Annotated in this window: 15 protein-coding genes; 8 read left to right on the top strand and 7 right to left on the bottom strand. The window is 69.5% G+C overall.

The window, feature by feature from the left end; all coding sequences use genetic code 11:
* Window positions 1-21: 21 nt before the first annotated feature.
* From pstS to ACFVDO_RS19265, 4 genes are all read right to left on the bottom strand, one after another.
* Complete coding sequence (gene pstS, locus ACFVDO_RS19280) at window positions 22-1,128, bottom strand: phosphate ABC transporter substrate-binding protein PstS (protein WP_378860018.1); 1,107 nt, start codon at window positions 1,126-1,128, stop codon at window positions 22-24.
* Window positions 1,129-1,271: 143 nt separating this feature from the next.
* Complete coding sequence (locus ACFVDO_RS19275) at window positions 1,272-2,234, bottom strand: NUDIX domain-containing protein (protein ID WP_378860017.1); 963 nt, start codon at window positions 2,232-2,234, stop codon at window positions 1,272-1,274.
* Entirely contained in the window at window positions 2,231-4,396 is a 2,166-nt protein-coding gene (locus tag ACFVDO_RS19270) for an RNA degradosome polyphosphate kinase (protein WP_378860016.1), read from the bottom strand. Before ACFVDO_RS19270 ends, ACFVDO_RS19275 begins: the two co-directional genes overlap by 4 nt.
* 48 nt (window positions 4,397-4,444) lie before the next feature.
* Complete coding sequence (locus ACFVDO_RS19265) at window positions 4,445-5,116, bottom strand: DNA-binding response regulator (RefSeq protein ID WP_378860015.1); 672 nt, start codon at window positions 5,114-5,116, stop codon at window positions 4,445-4,447.
* Between the two features lie 40 nt (window positions 5,117-5,156).
* Between ACFVDO_RS19265 and ACFVDO_RS19260 the strand changes: the two genes are divergently transcribed.
* The 3 genes from ACFVDO_RS19260 to ACFVDO_RS19250 all read left to right on the top strand — a co-directional run bounded on the left by ACFVDO_RS19260 (window position 5,157) and on the right by ACFVDO_RS19250 (window position 7,296).
* Window positions 5,157-5,450, top strand: a complete 294-nt coding sequence (locus ACFVDO_RS19260) for a hypothetical protein (RefSeq protein WP_378860014.1) — start codon at window positions 5,157-5,159, stop codon at window positions 5,448-5,450.
* A gap of 155 nt (window positions 5,451-5,605) precedes the next feature.
* A complete protein-coding gene (locus ACFVDO_RS19255; protein ID WP_378860013.1) occupies window positions 5,606-6,199 on the top strand; it encodes an FABP family protein in 594 nt (197 codons plus the stop codon).
* Window positions 6,196-7,296 (top strand): YgfZ/GcvT domain-containing protein, encoded by a 1,101-nt coding sequence (locus tag ACFVDO_RS19250; RefSeq protein WP_378860012.1) that lies wholly within the window; start codon window positions 6,196-6,198, stop codon window positions 7,294-7,296. Before ACFVDO_RS19255 ends, ACFVDO_RS19250 begins: the two co-directional genes overlap by 4 nt.
* A 194-nt stretch (window positions 7,297-7,490) precedes the next feature.
* Here ACFVDO_RS19250 and ACFVDO_RS19245 read toward each other — a convergent pair whose 3' ends face one another.
* Window positions 7,491-8,318 (bottom strand): class I SAM-dependent methyltransferase, encoded by an 828-nt coding sequence (locus tag ACFVDO_RS19245; protein ID WP_378860011.1) that lies wholly within the window; start codon window positions 8,316-8,318, stop codon window positions 7,491-7,493.
* Window positions 8,319-8,534: 216 nt separating this feature from the next.
* Between ACFVDO_RS19245 and ACFVDO_RS19240 the strand changes: the two genes are divergently transcribed.
* Window positions 8,535-9,278 carry a phosphoglyceromutase gene (locus ACFVDO_RS19240; protein WP_378860010.1) on the top strand — a complete coding sequence of 248 codons (744 nt, stop codon included), beginning with the start codon at window positions 8,535-8,537 and terminating at the stop codon, window positions 9,276-9,278.
* A gap of 376 nt (window positions 9,279-9,654) precedes the next feature.
* Here ACFVDO_RS19240 and phoU read toward each other — a convergent pair whose 3' ends face one another.
* Window positions 9,655-10,365, bottom strand: a complete 711-nt coding sequence (phoU, locus tag ACFVDO_RS19235) for a phosphate signaling complex protein PhoU (RefSeq protein WP_378860009.1) — start codon at window positions 10,363-10,365, stop codon at window positions 9,655-9,657.
* Between the two features lie 199 nt (window positions 10,366-10,564).
* On the opposite strand from phoU, the gene ACFVDO_RS19230 reads away from it, so the two are divergent.
* Both ACFVDO_RS19230 and ACFVDO_RS19225 read left to right on the top strand, forming a co-directional pair.
* Window positions 10,565-11,779 carry a sensor histidine kinase gene (locus ACFVDO_RS19230; protein WP_378860008.1) on the top strand — a complete coding sequence of 405 codons (1,215 nt, stop codon included), beginning with the start codon at window positions 10,565-10,567 and terminating at the stop codon, window positions 11,777-11,779.
* Window positions 11,776-12,459: a response regulator gene (locus ACFVDO_RS19225; RefSeq protein ID WP_378860007.1), complete on the top strand. Its 684-nt coding sequence runs from the start codon at window positions 11,776-11,778 to the stop codon at window positions 12,457-12,459. The genes ACFVDO_RS19230 and ACFVDO_RS19225 overlap by 4 nt, the downstream gene beginning before the upstream one ends.
* 61 nt (window positions 12,460-12,520) lie before the next feature.
* Here the strand turns inward: ACFVDO_RS19225 and ACFVDO_RS19220 are convergent, their stop codons facing one another.
* Entirely contained in the window at window positions 12,521-13,066 is a 546-nt protein-coding gene (locus ACFVDO_RS19220) for a DNA modification methylase (RefSeq protein ID WP_378860102.1), read from the bottom strand.
* A 149-nt stretch (window positions 13,067-13,215) separates the two neighbouring features.
* Between ACFVDO_RS19220 and ACFVDO_RS19215 the strand changes: the two genes are divergently transcribed.
* Together ACFVDO_RS19215 and ispD are read left to right on the top strand one after the other, a co-directional pair.
* Entirely contained in the window at window positions 13,216-13,698 is a 483-nt protein-coding gene (locus ACFVDO_RS19215) for a CarD family transcriptional regulator (RefSeq protein WP_116241884.1), read from the top strand.
* A gap of 87 nt (window positions 13,699-13,785) precedes the next feature.
* A complete protein-coding gene (gene ispD, locus ACFVDO_RS19210; protein ID WP_378860101.1) occupies window positions 13,786-15,018 on the top strand; it encodes a 2-C-methyl-D-erythritol 4-phosphate cytidylyltransferase in 1,233 nt (410 codons plus the stop codon).
* The last annotated feature ends 2 nt before the right edge of the window (window positions 15,019-15,020 follow it).

Genomic DNA, 15,020 nt, shown 5'->3' with positions numbered 1-15,020 from the left:
CTGCCGGGCCGCCGCGGTGGATCACTTGGTGACGATCAGGTCGACCGCGGCCTGGGCCTTGGTGCGCAGGTCGTCCGAGATGGGGGCGCTGCCGGATGCCTCGGCGGCGGCCTTCTGGCCGTCGGCGCTGATCGCGACATTGAAGAAGCCCTTCACCAGCGCGGCCTTGGCCGGGTCGGCGTACTCCTCGCAGCCGATCAGGTAGCTGACCAGGACGATCGGGTACACGCCCTCCTTGTCGGAGGTGCGGTCCAGCTTGATCGCGAGGTCACCGTCGGCGCGCCCCTCCTCGAGCGGCGACTCGTCGACGATGGCCGCAGCGGCCTCGGGCGAGTAGCCGACGAACTTGTCGCCGACCTTCACCTGCACGGTGCCGAGCTCGCCGGCGCGCGATGCGTCGGCGTAGCCGATGGTGCCCTTGCCGCCCTCGACTGCCTGCACGACGCCCGAGGTTCCCTGAGCGGCCTCGCCGGCCTTGATCGGCCACTCCTCGACGGAGCCGTGGGTCCAGGTCTCAGGAGCCGCGGCGGCGAGGTAGTCGGTGAAGTTGCCCGTGGTGCCGGACTTGTCGGCGCGGTGGACGGGGTTGATCGCCAGGTCGGGCAGCTTCGCGTCGGGGTTCGTCGCGACGATCGCTGGGTCGTTCCACTTGGTGATGGTGCCGGCGAAGATGCCCGCGAGGGTCTTCGGGTCGAGGTCGAGCTTGTCGACGCCGTCGACGTTGAAGATCACGGCGATCGGCGAGATGTAGGCCGGCACCTCGATGATGGGCGAGTCGGCAGCGCAGCCCTTGAACTCCATCGAGGACAGCTCGTCGGTCTTGAACGCGCGGTCCGAGCCGGCGAAGGTGTAGGCGCCGGCGGCGAACGACTCGCGGCCGGTGCCGGAGCCCTGCGGGTCGTAGTCGACGGTCACGTCGGGGTTCGAGGTCTGGAACGACTTGGTCCAGGCCGAGATCGCGACTTCCTGGGAGGTCGCGCCGCCGCCGACGAGGTTGCCGCTGAGGGCGGGGCCGGCAGGCGTGTCGGATGCTGCGGGCGCTGCGCTCTCGTTCGCGGCGCAGCCGGCGAGGGCGAGGGCGGCGATGGCGCCGACGGCGCTGATTCGAGCGATGCGGGAGATCTTCACTGTGGATCCGTTCGATCGTGGGTGGGTTTCGGGCCCGGTGCAGGGCACACAGTGACGTTAGGAGCGACGGTTAACGAGACTGTCCCGTGCGGGTGAACGGAAGGTGAACGACTGGCGGCGCGGAGAAGACGACCCGCGGGAAATCAGACCTGAGGGTCGTGCGTCTCGATCGAGATGATGCCCGATCCGGGGTTGCTGGCTGAGAGGTGCACGACGGAGAAGGCCCCGGGCTCGAGCGCACTCGCGCTGGCGACATAGGAGCCGCGCATGGTTCCGGTGGCGAGGGCGATCTCCGACAGGATGTCTGGCAGCACCGGCCCGTGGCTGCAGATCACGGCGGCCTCGCGCAGCCGGACCCGCTTGCCGATGACGCTGCGCAGGTCGGCTGTTCCGGCCTCCCAGGCGTCCTGCCCGATGAGCTCGGTCTTCTTCGCCTTGATGCCGAGGGTCTTGGCGAGGGGCTTCACCGTGCGCGCGCAGCGCACCGCGTCGCTGGTGACGATCTTGGTCACTCCGAAGGCGCGGAGTGGGCCGACGATCGCCTTGGCCTGCGCCTCGCCCCGCCCGGTCAGCGGCCGCTCGACGTCGAGGCCGTCCCAATCGGCTCTGGCGACGGCCTTACCGTGCCGGAGCGCGATCAGCGGGAAGGTCTGCAGCACACCGTCATCGACCAGGCTCGCGAAGTTGTCCAGGATCTCGGTGTCGACCGGGTAGCTGAGATGGGCGCGGGCCTTCTTCAGACTCACCCATTCGATCGCGGCGATCTCGTGGTTGGGCACGAAGGTGGATGCCCGGATCGCGTCATCCGTCGCCTCTCCGGCCCAGTAGTGCACGACCTTCTGTCGCTTGGGCTTGAGGAAGTAGCGGCTCACGCCGACCGGTACGCCGAGCGTGACCCGGATGCCGGTCTCCTCGTGCACCTCGCGCACGGCGGTCTCGGCGAGCGTCTCGCCCGGATCGACCTTCCCCTTGGGGAGCGTGACGTCCTGGTACTTCGTGCGGTGGATCAGCAGGATGCGCAGCTTGCCCTCGACGAGCCGCCACACGACGCATCCGGCCGCGTAGACGGCCTTGTCCGACGACAGTGCGATCGTGGTGGGGATCATCGCACCGAGCGCTTGCGCCGACGCCGCTGGATCCTGACCATGGTCTCATCCTGCAGGTCGGTGAGCGGATTGCCGTGCGAATCCTCGGTGCGGCGTGTCCAGACGCCGGCGGCCTCGAGGTGCCAGGAGTTCGTGCCGTCGTCCATCGCGCGATCGAACAGCGAGGTGAGCTCCTGCACGTGCGCCTCGTCGGCTACCCGCACCAGCGCCTCGACTCTGCGGTCGAGGTTGCGGTGCATCATGTCGGCGCTGCCGATGAACACCTGCGGGTCGCCGTCGTTCTCGAACGCGAAGATCCGGGAGTGCTCCAGATAGCGGCCGAGGATGCTGCGCACGGTGATGTTGTCGCTGACGCCGGGCAGATCCACCCGGAGGCTGCAGATGCCGCGCACCCACACGTCCACCCGCACGCCGGCCTGGCTGGCGCGGTAGAGCGCGTCGATGATCTGCTCGTCGACCATCGAGTTGACCTTGATGCGGATGCGGGAGGGCTTGCCCTTCTCGGCGTTCGCGCGCTCTTTGTCGATGAGCCGCAGCAGCCCGCGGCGCAGGTGCAGCGGGGCGACGAGCAGGCGCTTGAACTTCTTCTCGATCGCGTAGCCGCTGAGCTCGTTGAACAGCCGGGTGAGGTCGCGGCCGACCTGCGGGTCGGCGGTGAACAGGCCGAAGTCCTCGTAGATGCGGCTGGTCTTCGGGTTGTAGTTGCCCGTGCCGACGTGGGAGTAGTGGCGCAGCACGCCGTCCTCCTCGCGGATCACCAGGGCGAGCTTGCAGTGCGTCTTCAGCCCGACCAGCCCGTAGACCACGTGCACGCCGGCCTTCTCGAGCTTGCGCGCCCAGACGATGTTGTTCGCCTCGTCGAAGCGCGCCTTCACCTCGACAAGTGCCAGCACCTGTTTGCCGGCCTCTGCCGCGTCGATCAGGGCCTGCACGATCGGACTGTCGCCCGAGGTGCGGTACAGGGTCTGCTTGATCGCGAGCACGTGCGGGTCGCGCGCGGCCTGCTCGAGGAACGCCTGCACGCTGGTCGCGAACGACTCGTACGGGTGGTGCACGAGCACGTCGGCCTTGCCGATCGCCTTGAAGATGTCGGGACGCTCGTTGCTGTCGCCGGGCTGGAACGCGACCGCAGTGGTGGGCACGTGCGGCGGGTAGCGCAGGTCGGGCCGGTCGATGCGCGACAGGTCGAAGAGGCCGCGGAGATCGAGCGGACCGGGCAGGCGGTAGACCTCCTGGCCGGTGATGTCGAGTTCCTTCAGCAGCAGTTCGAGGGTCACCTCGTCCATGTCGTCGGTGATCTCCAAGCGGATCGGCGGACCGAACCGGCGCTTGAGCAGCTCGGCCTCGAGCGCCTGGATGAGGTTCTCGGACTCGTCCTCCTCGACCTCGACGTCCTCGTTGCGGGTGAGGCGGAAGGCGTGGTGGTCGAGCACCTCCATGCCGGGGAACAGGTCGCCCAAGTGGTTGGCGATGAGCTCTTCGAGGCGGATGAAGCGCAGGATCTCGCCGCCGCCGGGTACGGCGACGAAGCGGGGCAGCATCGGCGGCACCTTCAGTCGCGCGAATTCCTGGCGACCGGTGCGTGCGTTGCGGATGCGGATCGCGAGGTTCAGGGACAGGCCGGAGATGTACGGGAACGGATGCGCCGGATCGACCGCGAGCGGCATCAGAACCGGGAACACCTGCGCCTGGAAGTAGTCGCCGAGGGACTCGCGCTCGGGCTCGGTGAGGTCGTCCCACTCGGTGATCTCGATGCCGGAGTCGGCGAGGGCGGGCTTGACCTGCGTGGTCCACACGTCGGCGTGCCGAAGCTGCAGCGCGTGCGCGTCGGCCGAGATGTCGGCCAGCACGTCGGTGGGGGCGCGGCCGACATTGGTCGGCACCGCGAGGCCGGTGAGGATGCGGCGCTTCAGACCCGCCACGCGCACCATGAAGAACTCGTCGAGGTTGCTCGCGAAGATCGCGAGGAAGTTCGCCCGCTCCAGCTCGGGGAGCGTGGGGTCCTCGGCGAGCTCCAGCACGCGCTGGTTGAACGCCAGCCAGCTCAGCTCGCGGTCGAGGTACCGGTGGTCTGGCAGCAGTGAGTCGGGTTCCTCGATGGCGTCGAAGTCGTCGTCCTCGGCGTCGCCGAGCCCGGAGTCTGCCAGTAGGGGATCGATCATGGGTACATCCTTGCACCGACCGATGACAGGGCGGTTAACGGATGACGCTCACGCGTCCGCGGCATCCTCGTCGTAGACGTTGAAGCGGTAGCCGACGTTGCGGACCGTGCCGATGACCTGCTCGGCGTCGCCGAGCTTGGCGCGCAGGCGCCGCACATGGACGTCGACGGTGCGCGTGCCGCCGAAGTAGTCGTAGCCCCAGACCTCGCTGAGCAGCTGTTCGCGGGTGAACACGCGTGACGGGTGCGTGGCGAGGAAGTGCAGCAGCTGGAACTCCTTGTAGGTGAGATCCAGCGGACGTCCGTGCAGCTTCGCCGAGTAGGACTGCTCGTCGATCGTGATTCCGGATGCCTGCACCCGGACGGGCTCCGCGGACTCGGCGGCGCGCGCCAGGACGAGCCGGATGCGCGCGTCGATCTCGGCGGGGCCGGCCGTGGTCAGGAGCACGTCGTCGAATCCCCAGTCGGAGGCGAGCGCCGGCATCCCGCCCTCGGTGACGACCAGCAGCACCGGCGTGCGCTCTCCCGTGGTGCGCAGGAGCCGGCACAGCGCCTTCGCGGCGGCGAGATCTGTGCGTCCGTCCACGACCAGCAGGTCGGCCTCCGGCGCGGACAGCAGATGCCCGGCATCCGCGGGATGAGGGCGCACGGCGTGGGTGAGGAACTCGAGTGCGGGCAGCACGACATCCGCATCCGAGGTGAGTACCAACAGCCGGGCCACCTGCCCATGCTATTCAGTCTGAAGTGAGAGGATGGGACACATGACCGAACCAGCACTGGCGCCGCGGAACGCGTATGTGGGTGTGTATGTGGTGTGGGGGGTCGCCCTGGTCGCGTCGATCGTGCTGGGGATAGTTCTGCCGGAGGACGATCGCGTGCCCTGGATGCTGGTGGCGTTCGGCATCGTCGTGCTGCTCTCGTTCGCCGTGCAGCTGTGGTTCGGCAGGGTCGAAGGCTTCATCGTGCGCGTCTCGGCGAGTGTGATCGGGGCGCTGCTGATCATGGGCCTGATCTCGGTCGGCTTCGGGCTGGCTGCACTCATACCGACCGTTTAGCCGCGGCGCGCCGCGAGCAGATAGAGTGAGTGTCATGGACGTCGTCGCGCTCGAATTCTTCTTCCTCGGTCTGCTCGGCCTGGCGAGCCTCGCGATCGCCTTCGTCTCGGTCGTGGTGCTGGTCAACCTGTTCCGCGGGCAGCGCTGACCGGATCGTGTTCGATCTGCCCACGGATCTCCCCGCCGACCTGGTGCCGCTGTCGTGGCTGCTCGGCGTGTGGGAGGGCACGGGCGTCATCGACTACACCGCAGGTGAGCAGCACCTGCAGGGCGAGTTCTCGCACCGCGTTAGCTTCAGCCATGACGGCGGCCCGTTCCTGAACTACGCGGCGACCGCGTCGTTCCTCGGCGGCGATGTGCCCGTGCCGCTGCTCGCCGAGACCGGATTCTGGCGGCTCGGGCGCACACACGGCGATGCCGACCCGGGGCCGGCCATGCTGCCGCCCACGACGAACGCTGCGCCGCGCACCGCGGAGGACGTCGAACAGCTGCGCACCGACCACGGGTTCCCGCTCGAGGTGTCGCTCGCGCACTCCGATGGCACGCTCGAGCTGTACCTCGGCCGCATCGACGGTCCGCGCATCGACATCGCCACCGACGCCGTGGTGCGCACCGCGGGCGCGAAGCCGTACAACGCGGCATCCCGCATGTACGGCCTGGTGGACGGACATCTGCTCTGGGCGTGGGACATCGCGGCGTTCGGCTCGCCGCTGGCCTCGCACGCCTCGGCGAGATTGGCGAAGGTATGACTCTCGACGCGTTCGCGGCCCTGCCCGGCGCAGTGCGCGACGGCGACACGATCGCGCACTTCGGTGACCCGATCGGCGAGCAGCGCCGCCTGGTGTCCGGTTCCGCCGTCGTGCCGCTCGGCGACCGCACGGTCATCGAGGTCGCGGGGGAGGACCGGCTGACCTGGCTGGACTCGATCACCTCGCAGGCGCTCACCGGCCTGCGCCCCGGCGACAGCACCGAACTGTTCGTGCTCGACCCGCAGGGACGCATCGAGCACGACGCCGGTGTCCTCGAGGACGGCTCGTCCGTGTGGCTGATCGCCGACTCCGGCGACGCCGAGGGTCTGGCCACCTGGCTGCAGCGGATGGTGTTCCGCTCCCGCGCCGTGGTGACGCTGCGCCCCGAGCTCTCGCTGATCGGCTTCGTCGACGGTGGTTCCGCCGCGGAAGCGGTCGTCGCGGATGCTCCGAACGGTGTGCCACTGGTGTGGTCGGATCCCTGGCAGCAGGTGCAGCCGGGCGGTTTCCAGTACTCGCAGGTGACCGAGCATCCCGGCACGGAGCTTGCCTGGCGCGTCGCGATCGTGACCGACCCGTCGTCGCTGGCAGGCGGGGAGGTCGCCGGTGCGCTCGCCGCGGAGGCGCTGCGCATCGCGGCCTGGCGGCCGCGCTGGAAGTTCGAGGTCGACGAGAAGTCGATCCCGCACGAGGCCGACTGGATCCGCAGCGCCGTGCACCTGAACAAGGGCTGCTATCGCGGGCAGGAGACGGTCGCCAAGGTGCACAACCTCGGTCATCCTCCCCGCCGGCTCGCCCTGCTTCATCTCGACGGCAGCGACGCGGTTCTGCCGGAGCCCGGTGCGCCGGTGCTCGCCGGCGAGACTGAGGTCGGGCACGTGACGTCGTCGGCCCGGCATCATGAGGACGGCCCGATCGCGCTGGCGATCCTGTCCCGTCGCGCGCCGACCGGCGATCTCGTCGTGCGCGCCGACGGCGTCGACATCGCCGCCGCACAGCAGGTGATCGTGCCGGCGGATGCCGGTGCCACCGCCGAGGTCCCTCGACTCACCCGCCTGTCCCGTCGCCCGGCGGGTCAGGACCCCCGCAGCGCCTGAGGATTCTTCGAAGGTCTTTCTCGCGGTTCCGACGTGTCGTGTCTCGCTCCGCGAGTGCGGTCTTGACGCCAGCGCCGTGAGCCCGCGTGCTCGCCCTGCTCCGGTCTCACTCGTTGTGGGTGTTTGGCTGCGGACGCCCGCAACGAGTGAGACCGGAACGGGAGGACGGTGACCTGTTGCGGCGCTGCGGGACGTCAGAGCTCGTAGGCCGGGGCGACGGTGCGCCAGGGCACCGTCAGCTCTCCGAGCCGCCAGCGGCGGCGGTCGCCGAGCACCGGAATGCCCTGATCGCGTAGCCCCGCCGCGACGGCGATGAAGCGCTGCGCGGCGCCGAAGGCGGACAGCGGGGCGGCGCGGTCCCATTCCCGGTCCAGGGCGGTGAGCAGGTCGTGCACTCGTTCGCCGCGGATGTTGCGGTGGATGAGGGCCTTCGGCAGTCGCTCCGCGACGATGCTCGGATGCTCGAGATCGGACAGCTTCAGCGAGATGGTGAAGCGCTGCGGGATGCCGTGCTCGTCGACCTCGGCCCACGATGCGATGCGGCCGATCTCGTCGCAGGTGCCCTCGAAGAGCAGGCCGCCGTGCGCGAGCCGTGACGTCATCCGGCCCCAGGCGTCGGGCACCTGGGCCTCGTCGTACTGCCGCAGCACGTTCATGGCTCGGATCGCCGCGGGCCGCCGTCCGTCGGGCAGCGGCACCTCGAACCCGCCGCGTGCGAACGACACGGGCAGGTCCGCCGGGAAGGAGCTTGCGCCCGCGCGCACCTCCTCGAGCTGCGCGGTTGCCGTCGCCACGCGTTCTGGGTCGAGTTCGAGCCCGAGCACCGAGGAGTCCGGCCGTACCTTGCGCAGACGCCGTGCGAGCTCGAAGGCCGTGACCCCGCTCGCCCCGAACCCCAGGTCGATCACGAGCGGGTCGTTCGCCTTGCGGAACGCCTCCGAAGCCGCGATGGCCCGATCGTTCCGCCGCAGCCGGTTCGTCCCCGTCGTCCCCCGCGTCGCCTGCCCGATCACTCCCGCCATGCCTCGATTCTCCCAAAGCTCCCAGTTCTCCAGACACATCACCTGCCAATACCCACCACCCCCAGGCGCGGCGCCTTCCCCAGAAGCACGAGGGCGCAGTGACGTTCCCGGAGCGAGCATCGGGAGGGGCCCGCGAAGCGGGAAGGAACCCGCTCTGCGAGCGCAGGGAACGTCACGGAGCCCGCCCCGGACAGAGAAAAAGATAGGCTGGCACTCATGACCCGCACCCTCATCCTGCTCCGCCATGGCCAGAGCGAATGGAACGAACTCAACCTCTTCACCGGCTGGGTCGACGTCCGTCTCACCGAGCAGGGCAAGTCCGAGGCGCGCCGCGGTGGCGAGCTGCTGGCCGAGTCGGGTCTGCTTCCCGATGTGCTGCACACGTCGCTGCTGAGCCGTGCGATCCAGACCGCGAACATCGCGCTGGACACCGCCGACCGCCTGTGGATCCCGGTGACGCGCTCGTGGCGTCTGAACGAGCGTCACTACGGCGCGCTGCAGGGCAAGGACAAGGCGCAGACCCTGGCCGAGTTCGGCCCGGAGCAGTTCCAGCTGTGGCGCCGGTCCTTCGACGTGCCGCCGCCGCTGCTCGACGACGCGAGCGAGTTCAGCCAGGTCGGCGACCCCCGCTACGCGGACATCGACGGCGACATCCCGCGCACCGAGTCGCTCAAGCTCGTCATCGACCGTCTGCTGCCGTACTGGGAGTCGGCGATCGTGCCCGACCTGAACGCGGGCAAGACGGTTCTGGTCACCGCGCACGGCAACTCCCTGCGCGGCCTGGTGAAGCACCTCGAGGGAATCAGCGACGACGACATCGCCGAGCTGAACATCCCCACCGGCATCCCGCTGGTCTACGAGCTCGACGAGAACAACACGCCCGTAGCCCCTGGCCGCTACCTCGACCCCGAGGCGGCGGCCGCCGGCGCTGCCGCGGTCGCCGCGCAGGGCAAGAAGTAACCGCGCCCTCACGACGTCGGGGCCCCTCCTGATCCGCGGATCAGGAGGGGCCTCGGTGTGTTCCTTCGCGCTGCTGTTTCTCGCCCGCGCGGCACTCTTCCGCATCTTGGGCCGTTCGCGCTGCGGTTCTCTGCCCGCGCGGCGCGTATTCACGCCGCGCGGACAAAGACATGCCGCGCGAGCGCCGGGCGGATGCCGGAGCTCGGTGCTGGGCGCAATCGCGCTGCGGATCCGGTTCGCGCTGCTCTTCCCGGCATCCGGAGCCGTCCGCGCGGCTGCCCTCTGCTCGCGCGGCGCGTATTCACGCCGCGCGGACAAAGAAGTCCAGCGCGAGCGACGGCGCCCCGATCGGACGGCACCGGACGGTGTCGAGACCTCAGGCGTGGCCCGAGCCGGTCTCCTCCTGCTCCTGCGCCTCGGCGGCGAGGGTGATGTCCTCCTCGTCGACCGCCCAGTCGCCGGTGGCGAGATAGACGACCTTCTTCGCGACGGCGACCGCGTGGTCGGCGAAGCGCTCGTGGTAGCGGCTGGCGAGCGTGGCATCCACGGTCGCGGTCGCCTCACCCTTCCAGTTGTCGCTGAGAACCTTCTCGAACACGCGCGCGTGCAGTTCGTCGACGTCGTCATCCGCGTTTCGGATGGCGTCGGCCAGGCGCAGGTCCTGAGTGCGCAGCAGCTCGGCGAGGGTGCGGGCGATCTCGACGTCCAGCTCGCCCATCCGGGTGAAGGTGCTCTTCAGACCCTTCGGGATGGCGCGCTCAGGGAACCGCAGGCGGGCCAGCTGGGCGATGTGCTCGGCCATGTCGCCCATCCGCTCCAGGGACGCGCTCACGCGCAGCGCGGTGATGACGATGCGCAGGTCGCGGGCGACCGGCTGCTGGCGGGCGAGGATCTCGATGGCGCGCTCGTCGAGGTTGACGGCCATCTCGTCGATCCGCGCGTCATCGGCGATGACCTCCTCGGCGAGAGAGACGTCGCTGGTCGCGAAGGCGCGAGTCGCCTTGTCGATCGAGACGGTGACGAGCTCGGCGATCTCGACCAGCTGGGCCTGCAGATCCTCGAGGGACTGGTGGAAGACTTCGCGCATTGTCGGCGCAACCTTTCGTCGTGGACCCGGGCCGGTGTCGCCGGGTGGTAGGCGCGTACAGCGCCTGCGGCACGCCCTGGGCGATTGTGTCCGCCGAAGGTTAACGGACGGTGCCCGGCATGTGAACAGTATGCCGTGCGCCCGCGGAAGTCCGGGCGAACGGCAGGTGACCTGCTCGTTGCGGCCCTACGCTGGTGGCATGACCTCGCCCGATCTCGCGCTGTTCGCCCTTGCCGTCGGCGCGATCATCGGAGCGGGCCTCGTGCTGCTCGTCGGCTGGGCGTATCGTGCCCGTGCCCAGGCCGCAGAGGAGACCTCCCAGGCCGTTCCCACCGGCACGATCGATGTGCTCGCGAGCATGGACGATGCCGCGTGCGTGCTGGATGCCTCGGGTCTGGTGCTGGCGGTGTCGCAGGCGGCCGCGCGTTTCGGCATCGAAGCGAGCGCGGTGCTCGAGAACGCCGAGCTGCGCCAGCTGGTGCGCGCGGTGCGGCAGTCCGGAGGCAGCGCGACCGAGACTTTGCGCATCTCGCGCGGTGGTGTGCGTCTGGATCCGCGTCTGGTCGCCGCGCGCGCCAGCGCGATGGGCGCGCGGCTCACGCTGCTGGTGATCCGGGATGTCACCGAGCAGGAGCGGCTCGATCAGATGCGCAACGACTTCGTCGCGAACACCAGCCACGAGCTGAAGACGCCGGTGGGCGCGGTGACCCTGCTCGCAGAGGCGATCGAATCGGCCGCCGACGATCCCGAGCAGGTGCGGAAGTTCGCCGCCCGCATCCAGGCCGAGGCCGGCCGGCTCGGTCAGCTCACCGGCCGCATCATGAGCCTGTCCCGTCTGCAGTCCTCCGACGGGCTGGCGAACCTGCGTCCTGTCTCGGTCGACGAGGTGATCGCGTCGTCCATCGAGGCGCACGGCGTGCAGGCCGACTCCGCCGCTGTCGAGCTGGTCCGCGGCGGCGATCGCGGCGCCTGGGTGCTCGGCGACGCTCAGATCCTCATCGAGGCGGTCGGCAATCTGGTCGTGAACGCGATCGCGTACTCGCCGCAGGGCTCGCGCGTCGGCGTCGGCGTGCGCGTGGAGGGTGAGGTCGTCGAGATCGCCGTGACCGATCAGGGGATCGGCATCGCCGAGGCTGATCGTGAGCGCATCTTCGAGCGGTTCTATCGTGCCGACGAGGCACGCTCCCGCCGCACCGGCGGCACGGGGCTCGGCCTGTCGATCGTGAAGCACGCTGCGCAGCGGCACGGCGGCGAGGTGCGGCTGTGGTCGCGCCCCGGCCGTGGATCGACCTTCACCATCAGGCTGCCGCGCATCGACGCGCCGGGGAGCGATCAGGCGGGCAAGAAGAAGAAAAAGAAGAAGCGGGCGAAGAAGGACGTCGCCGCCCGCACCCGGAACGGAGAGAACGCATGACCCGCATCCTGCTCGTCGAGGACGAACCCGACCTCGCGGACCCGTTGGCGTACCTGCTGCGCCGAGAGGGCAACGAGGTCGAGATCGCCGAGGACGGACCGGGCGCTCTCGCCGCCTTCCGAGAGCGCGGAGCGGACATCGTGCTGCTCGACCTGATGCTGCCGGGCATGCCGGGCACCGAGGTCTGCAAGCAGATCCGGCAGTCCTCCGCGGTGCCGATCATCATGCTGACCGCCAAGGACTCCGAGATCGACATCGTGGTGGGGCTGGAGCTCGGTGCTGACGACTACATTACCAAGCCGTACTCGTCGCGCGAGCTGCTCGCGCGCATGCGTGCCGTGCTGCGTCGCGCTGTGCCCGATGAGGACGAGCTCGAGGAGCGGGTGCTCGACGGGGGCCGGGTGAGTCTGGACATCGACCGGCACACCGTCACCGTCGCCGGTGAGCAGATCAACATGCCGCTCAAGGAGTTCGAGCTTCTCGAGGTGCTGATGCGCAACTCCGGTCGCGTGCTCACCCGCGGCCAGCTGATCGACAGGGTGTGGGGCAGCGACTACTTCGGTGACACGAAGACGCTCGACGTGCACATCAAGCGCATCCGCTCGCGCATCGAGGAGAACCCCTCCGAACCGGTCATGCTCGTCACCGTGCGCGGACTGGGATACCGCTTCGAGGGCTGAGCCCGGGGAGACGACGAAGGCCGGCCGCATCGCGGGCCGGCCTTCGTCGTGGAAGCGGATGCTAGGACGCGGGCGTCTCGGTCGGCGTGCCGACGGGCGTCGGCATGACCGGAGCGTCTTCCGGCACCAGGTCGGAGTAGTACGGCAGGGTGCCGTCGAGCACGGGCACGGCGGCACTGCTGCCGGTCGAGTCACCGGACTGGAACAGCACCTTGACGGTGGCGCCGGGCTGCACGTTCAGGTCGTCGATGCGCAGCGGGTCCTCGTCGGCACCGAGGCTGACGCGCTCGCCTGCGGGGACGTCGACCTCGAACGGGTCGTGGCCCTCGAGCGAGATCGTGATGGTCTCGTCGTCGGCGGTGTCGTTGACCAGGCCGGCGACCAGGTTGCCGGTGGCGCCGTCCTCGGTGGCGACGATCATCGCGTTGCGGACCTTGACCGGGCCGGCGTCGTTGTTGACGTTGACGCCGTCGGAGGGCGAGTAGGGGATCTCAGTCGCCTGTTCGGTGATGAACGTGCATCCGGTGGTGCCGAGCAGGGCGACCGCGGTGAGCGCGATCGACGCCAGCAGGCGCGGGGCGATGGACGCAGCAGGGCGCGATTTCACGGATCCTCCAGAGGTGCGATCGATGGGCCGCCACAAGTCTAGTGGGTGCTGGGGGAATCCTGTGGGCGCGTCGCCGTGAGGCCTGCGGCGGCGAACCTTAGTACATGTCGGTTGTGGTATCCTGGAGGTTGCCGAAAGGACACGTTTTTATGCTTTTTGAGGTTGGCGAAACCGTCGTCTACCCGCACCACGGGGCTGCGACGATCATCGAGGTCAAGGACCGCGTGATCAAGGGTGAGACGAAGAAGTACCTGAAGCTCAACGTCACCCAGGGCGATCTCATCATCGAGGTCCCGGCTGAGAACGTCGACCTCGTCGGCGTGCGCGATGTGATCGGCAAGGAGGGCCTCGACCACGTGTTCGAGGTGCTGCGCGCGCCGTTCACCGAGGAGCCGACCAACTGGTCGCGCCGCTACAAGGCCAACCTCGAGAAGCTCGCCTCCGGCGACGTGATCAAGGTCAGCGAGGTCGTCCGCGACCTGTGGCGCCGTGACCAGGACCGCGGCCTGTCGGCCGGGGAGAAGCGGATGCTGGCGAAGGCCCGGCAGATCCTCATCTCCGAGCTCGCGCTCGCCGAGAAGATCGACGAGGACAAGGCCGGCGAGCTGCTCGACGAGGTGCTCGCCTCCTGACGCAGAGCGTCAAGGTTTCACGACGAAGGGTCGGATGCTGCGGCATCCGGCCCTTCGTCGTCACCGGGGCGGCGATACCCTGAGAGCGTGACTGTGCTCCCTGTTCCGGATGCCGCGATCATCGTCGTCGCGGCCGGCTCCGGCACCCGCCTCGGCGCGGATGCCCCGAAGGCCCTGGTCGGCATCGACGATCGCACGATCCTGCGACACGCGCTCGACGGCGTCTTCGCAGCGGCGCCGATGCAGGTGATCGTCGTCGCCCCCGCCGGATTCGAGGGTGATGCCGAGACCGAGCTGCGCGCGGCCGCCGGGGATCGCGCAGACCTCGGCCGCGTCGTCGTCGGAGGCGACACGCGTCAGCGCTCCGTCGCCGCCGGCCTCGCCGCGCTCTGGGCGGATGCGCGCATCGTGCTCGTGCACGACGCGGCGCGTGCGCTCACCCCGTCAGCCCTGATCGACGCCGTCACGGAGTCGGTCCGCGGCGGGGAGGATGCCGGAGTGATTCCGGCGCTCCCCGTCGTCGACACGCTGAAGCGCGTCGAGGCGGCGGACGTCGTGGCCGCTGTCGATCGCAGCATCCTCGCCGCGGCGCAGACGCCCCAGGGCTTCCCTCGCGAGCAGCTGGAGGCTGCGTACGCGGTGGCGCTCGCATCGGGCGCCGAGTACACCGACGACGCTGCGCTGTTCGCGGCAGCGGGGCATGCGGTGCGGCACATCTCCGGTGCGGAGAGGGCCTTCAAGATCACCGTCCCCGACGACCTGGAGCGCGCACGGCACCTGCTGGCGGATGCCGCGGAACCGGCGCGCGCGCCGAGACACTCTGCCGTATCGCTGCCGCGAGTCGGAGTCGGCACCGACGTGCACGCCTTCGGCGGAGAGGGGAATCTCTGGCTGGCAGGCCTGGAATGGCCGGGGGAGCAGCCGCTCTCCGGGCACTCCGACGGCGATGCGGTCGCGCACGCGATCGTCGACGCGCTGCTCGCCGCGGCCGGACTCGGTGACATCGGCGAGCACTTCGGCACCGCGCATCCGGAGTACGCCGGCGCGCACGCCGACGTCTTCCTCGCCCGCACCCGTGAGCTCCTCGGCGAGGCGGGTTTCGTGATCGGCAACGTCTCGGTGCAGTTCCAGGGCAATCGACCTCGGTTCAGCGCGCGTCGGGCCGAGGCCGAGCAGGCGCTGTCGGCCGCGCTCGGCGGTGCGCCGGTCGCCGTGGCGGCGACGACGACGGACGGCCTCGGGTTCCCGGGACGGGGCGAGGGCATCGCCGTGACGGCGGTGGCACTGGTGGTCGCCGTCCAGGGGGCCCCGGTACGCTAGTG

Origin of the sequence: Microbacterium sp. NPDC057741 (assembly GCF_042798735.1) — a bacterium.
Taxonomy (GTDB): Bacteria; Actinomycetota; Actinomycetes; order Actinomycetales; family Microbacteriaceae; genus Microbacterium.
The sequence above is the reverse complement of the archived record's forward strand: the minus strand, read 5'-3'. Positions and strand labels throughout refer to the sequence as shown.

Excerpts from the sequence above, each read along its gene's own strand:
- ACFVDO_RS19275 (WP_378860017.1), bottom strand. The coding sequence starts at position 2,234 with ATGATCCCCACCACGATCGCACTGTCGTCGGACAAGGCCGTCTACGCG.
- ACFVDO_RS19270 (WP_378860016.1), bottom strand. The coding sequence starts at position 4,396 with ATGATCGATCCCCTACTGGCAGACTCCGGGCTCGGCGACGCCGAGGAC.
- ACFVDO_RS19260 (WP_378860014.1), top strand. The coding sequence starts at position 5,157 with ATGACCGAACCAGCACTGGCGCCGCGGAACGCGTATGTGGGTGTGTAT.
- ACFVDO_RS19250 (WP_378860012.1), top strand. The coding sequence starts at position 6,196 with ATGACTCTCGACGCGTTCGCGGCCCTGCCCGGCGCAGTGCGCGACGGC.
- ACFVDO_RS19245 (WP_378860011.1), bottom strand. The coding sequence starts at position 8,318 with ATGGCGGGAGTGATCGGGCAGGCGACGCGGGGGACGACGGGGACGAAC.
- ACFVDO_RS19240 (WP_378860010.1), top strand. The coding sequence starts at position 8,535 with ATGACCCGCACCCTCATCCTGCTCCGCCATGGCCAGAGCGAATGGAAC.
- phoU (WP_378860009.1), bottom strand. The coding sequence starts at position 10,365 with ATGCGCGAAGTCTTCCACCAGTCCCTCGAGGATCTGCAGGCCCAGCTG.
- ACFVDO_RS19230 (WP_378860008.1), top strand. The coding sequence starts at position 10,565 with ATGACCTCGCCCGATCTCGCGCTGTTCGCCCTTGCCGTCGGCGCGATC.
- ACFVDO_RS19225 (WP_378860007.1), top strand. The coding sequence starts at position 11,776 with ATGACCCGCATCCTGCTCGTCGAGGACGAACCCGACCTCGCGGACCCG.
- ACFVDO_RS19215 (WP_116241884.1), top strand. The coding sequence starts at position 13,216 with ATGCTTTTTGAGGTTGGCGAAACCGTCGTCTACCCGCACCACGGGGCT.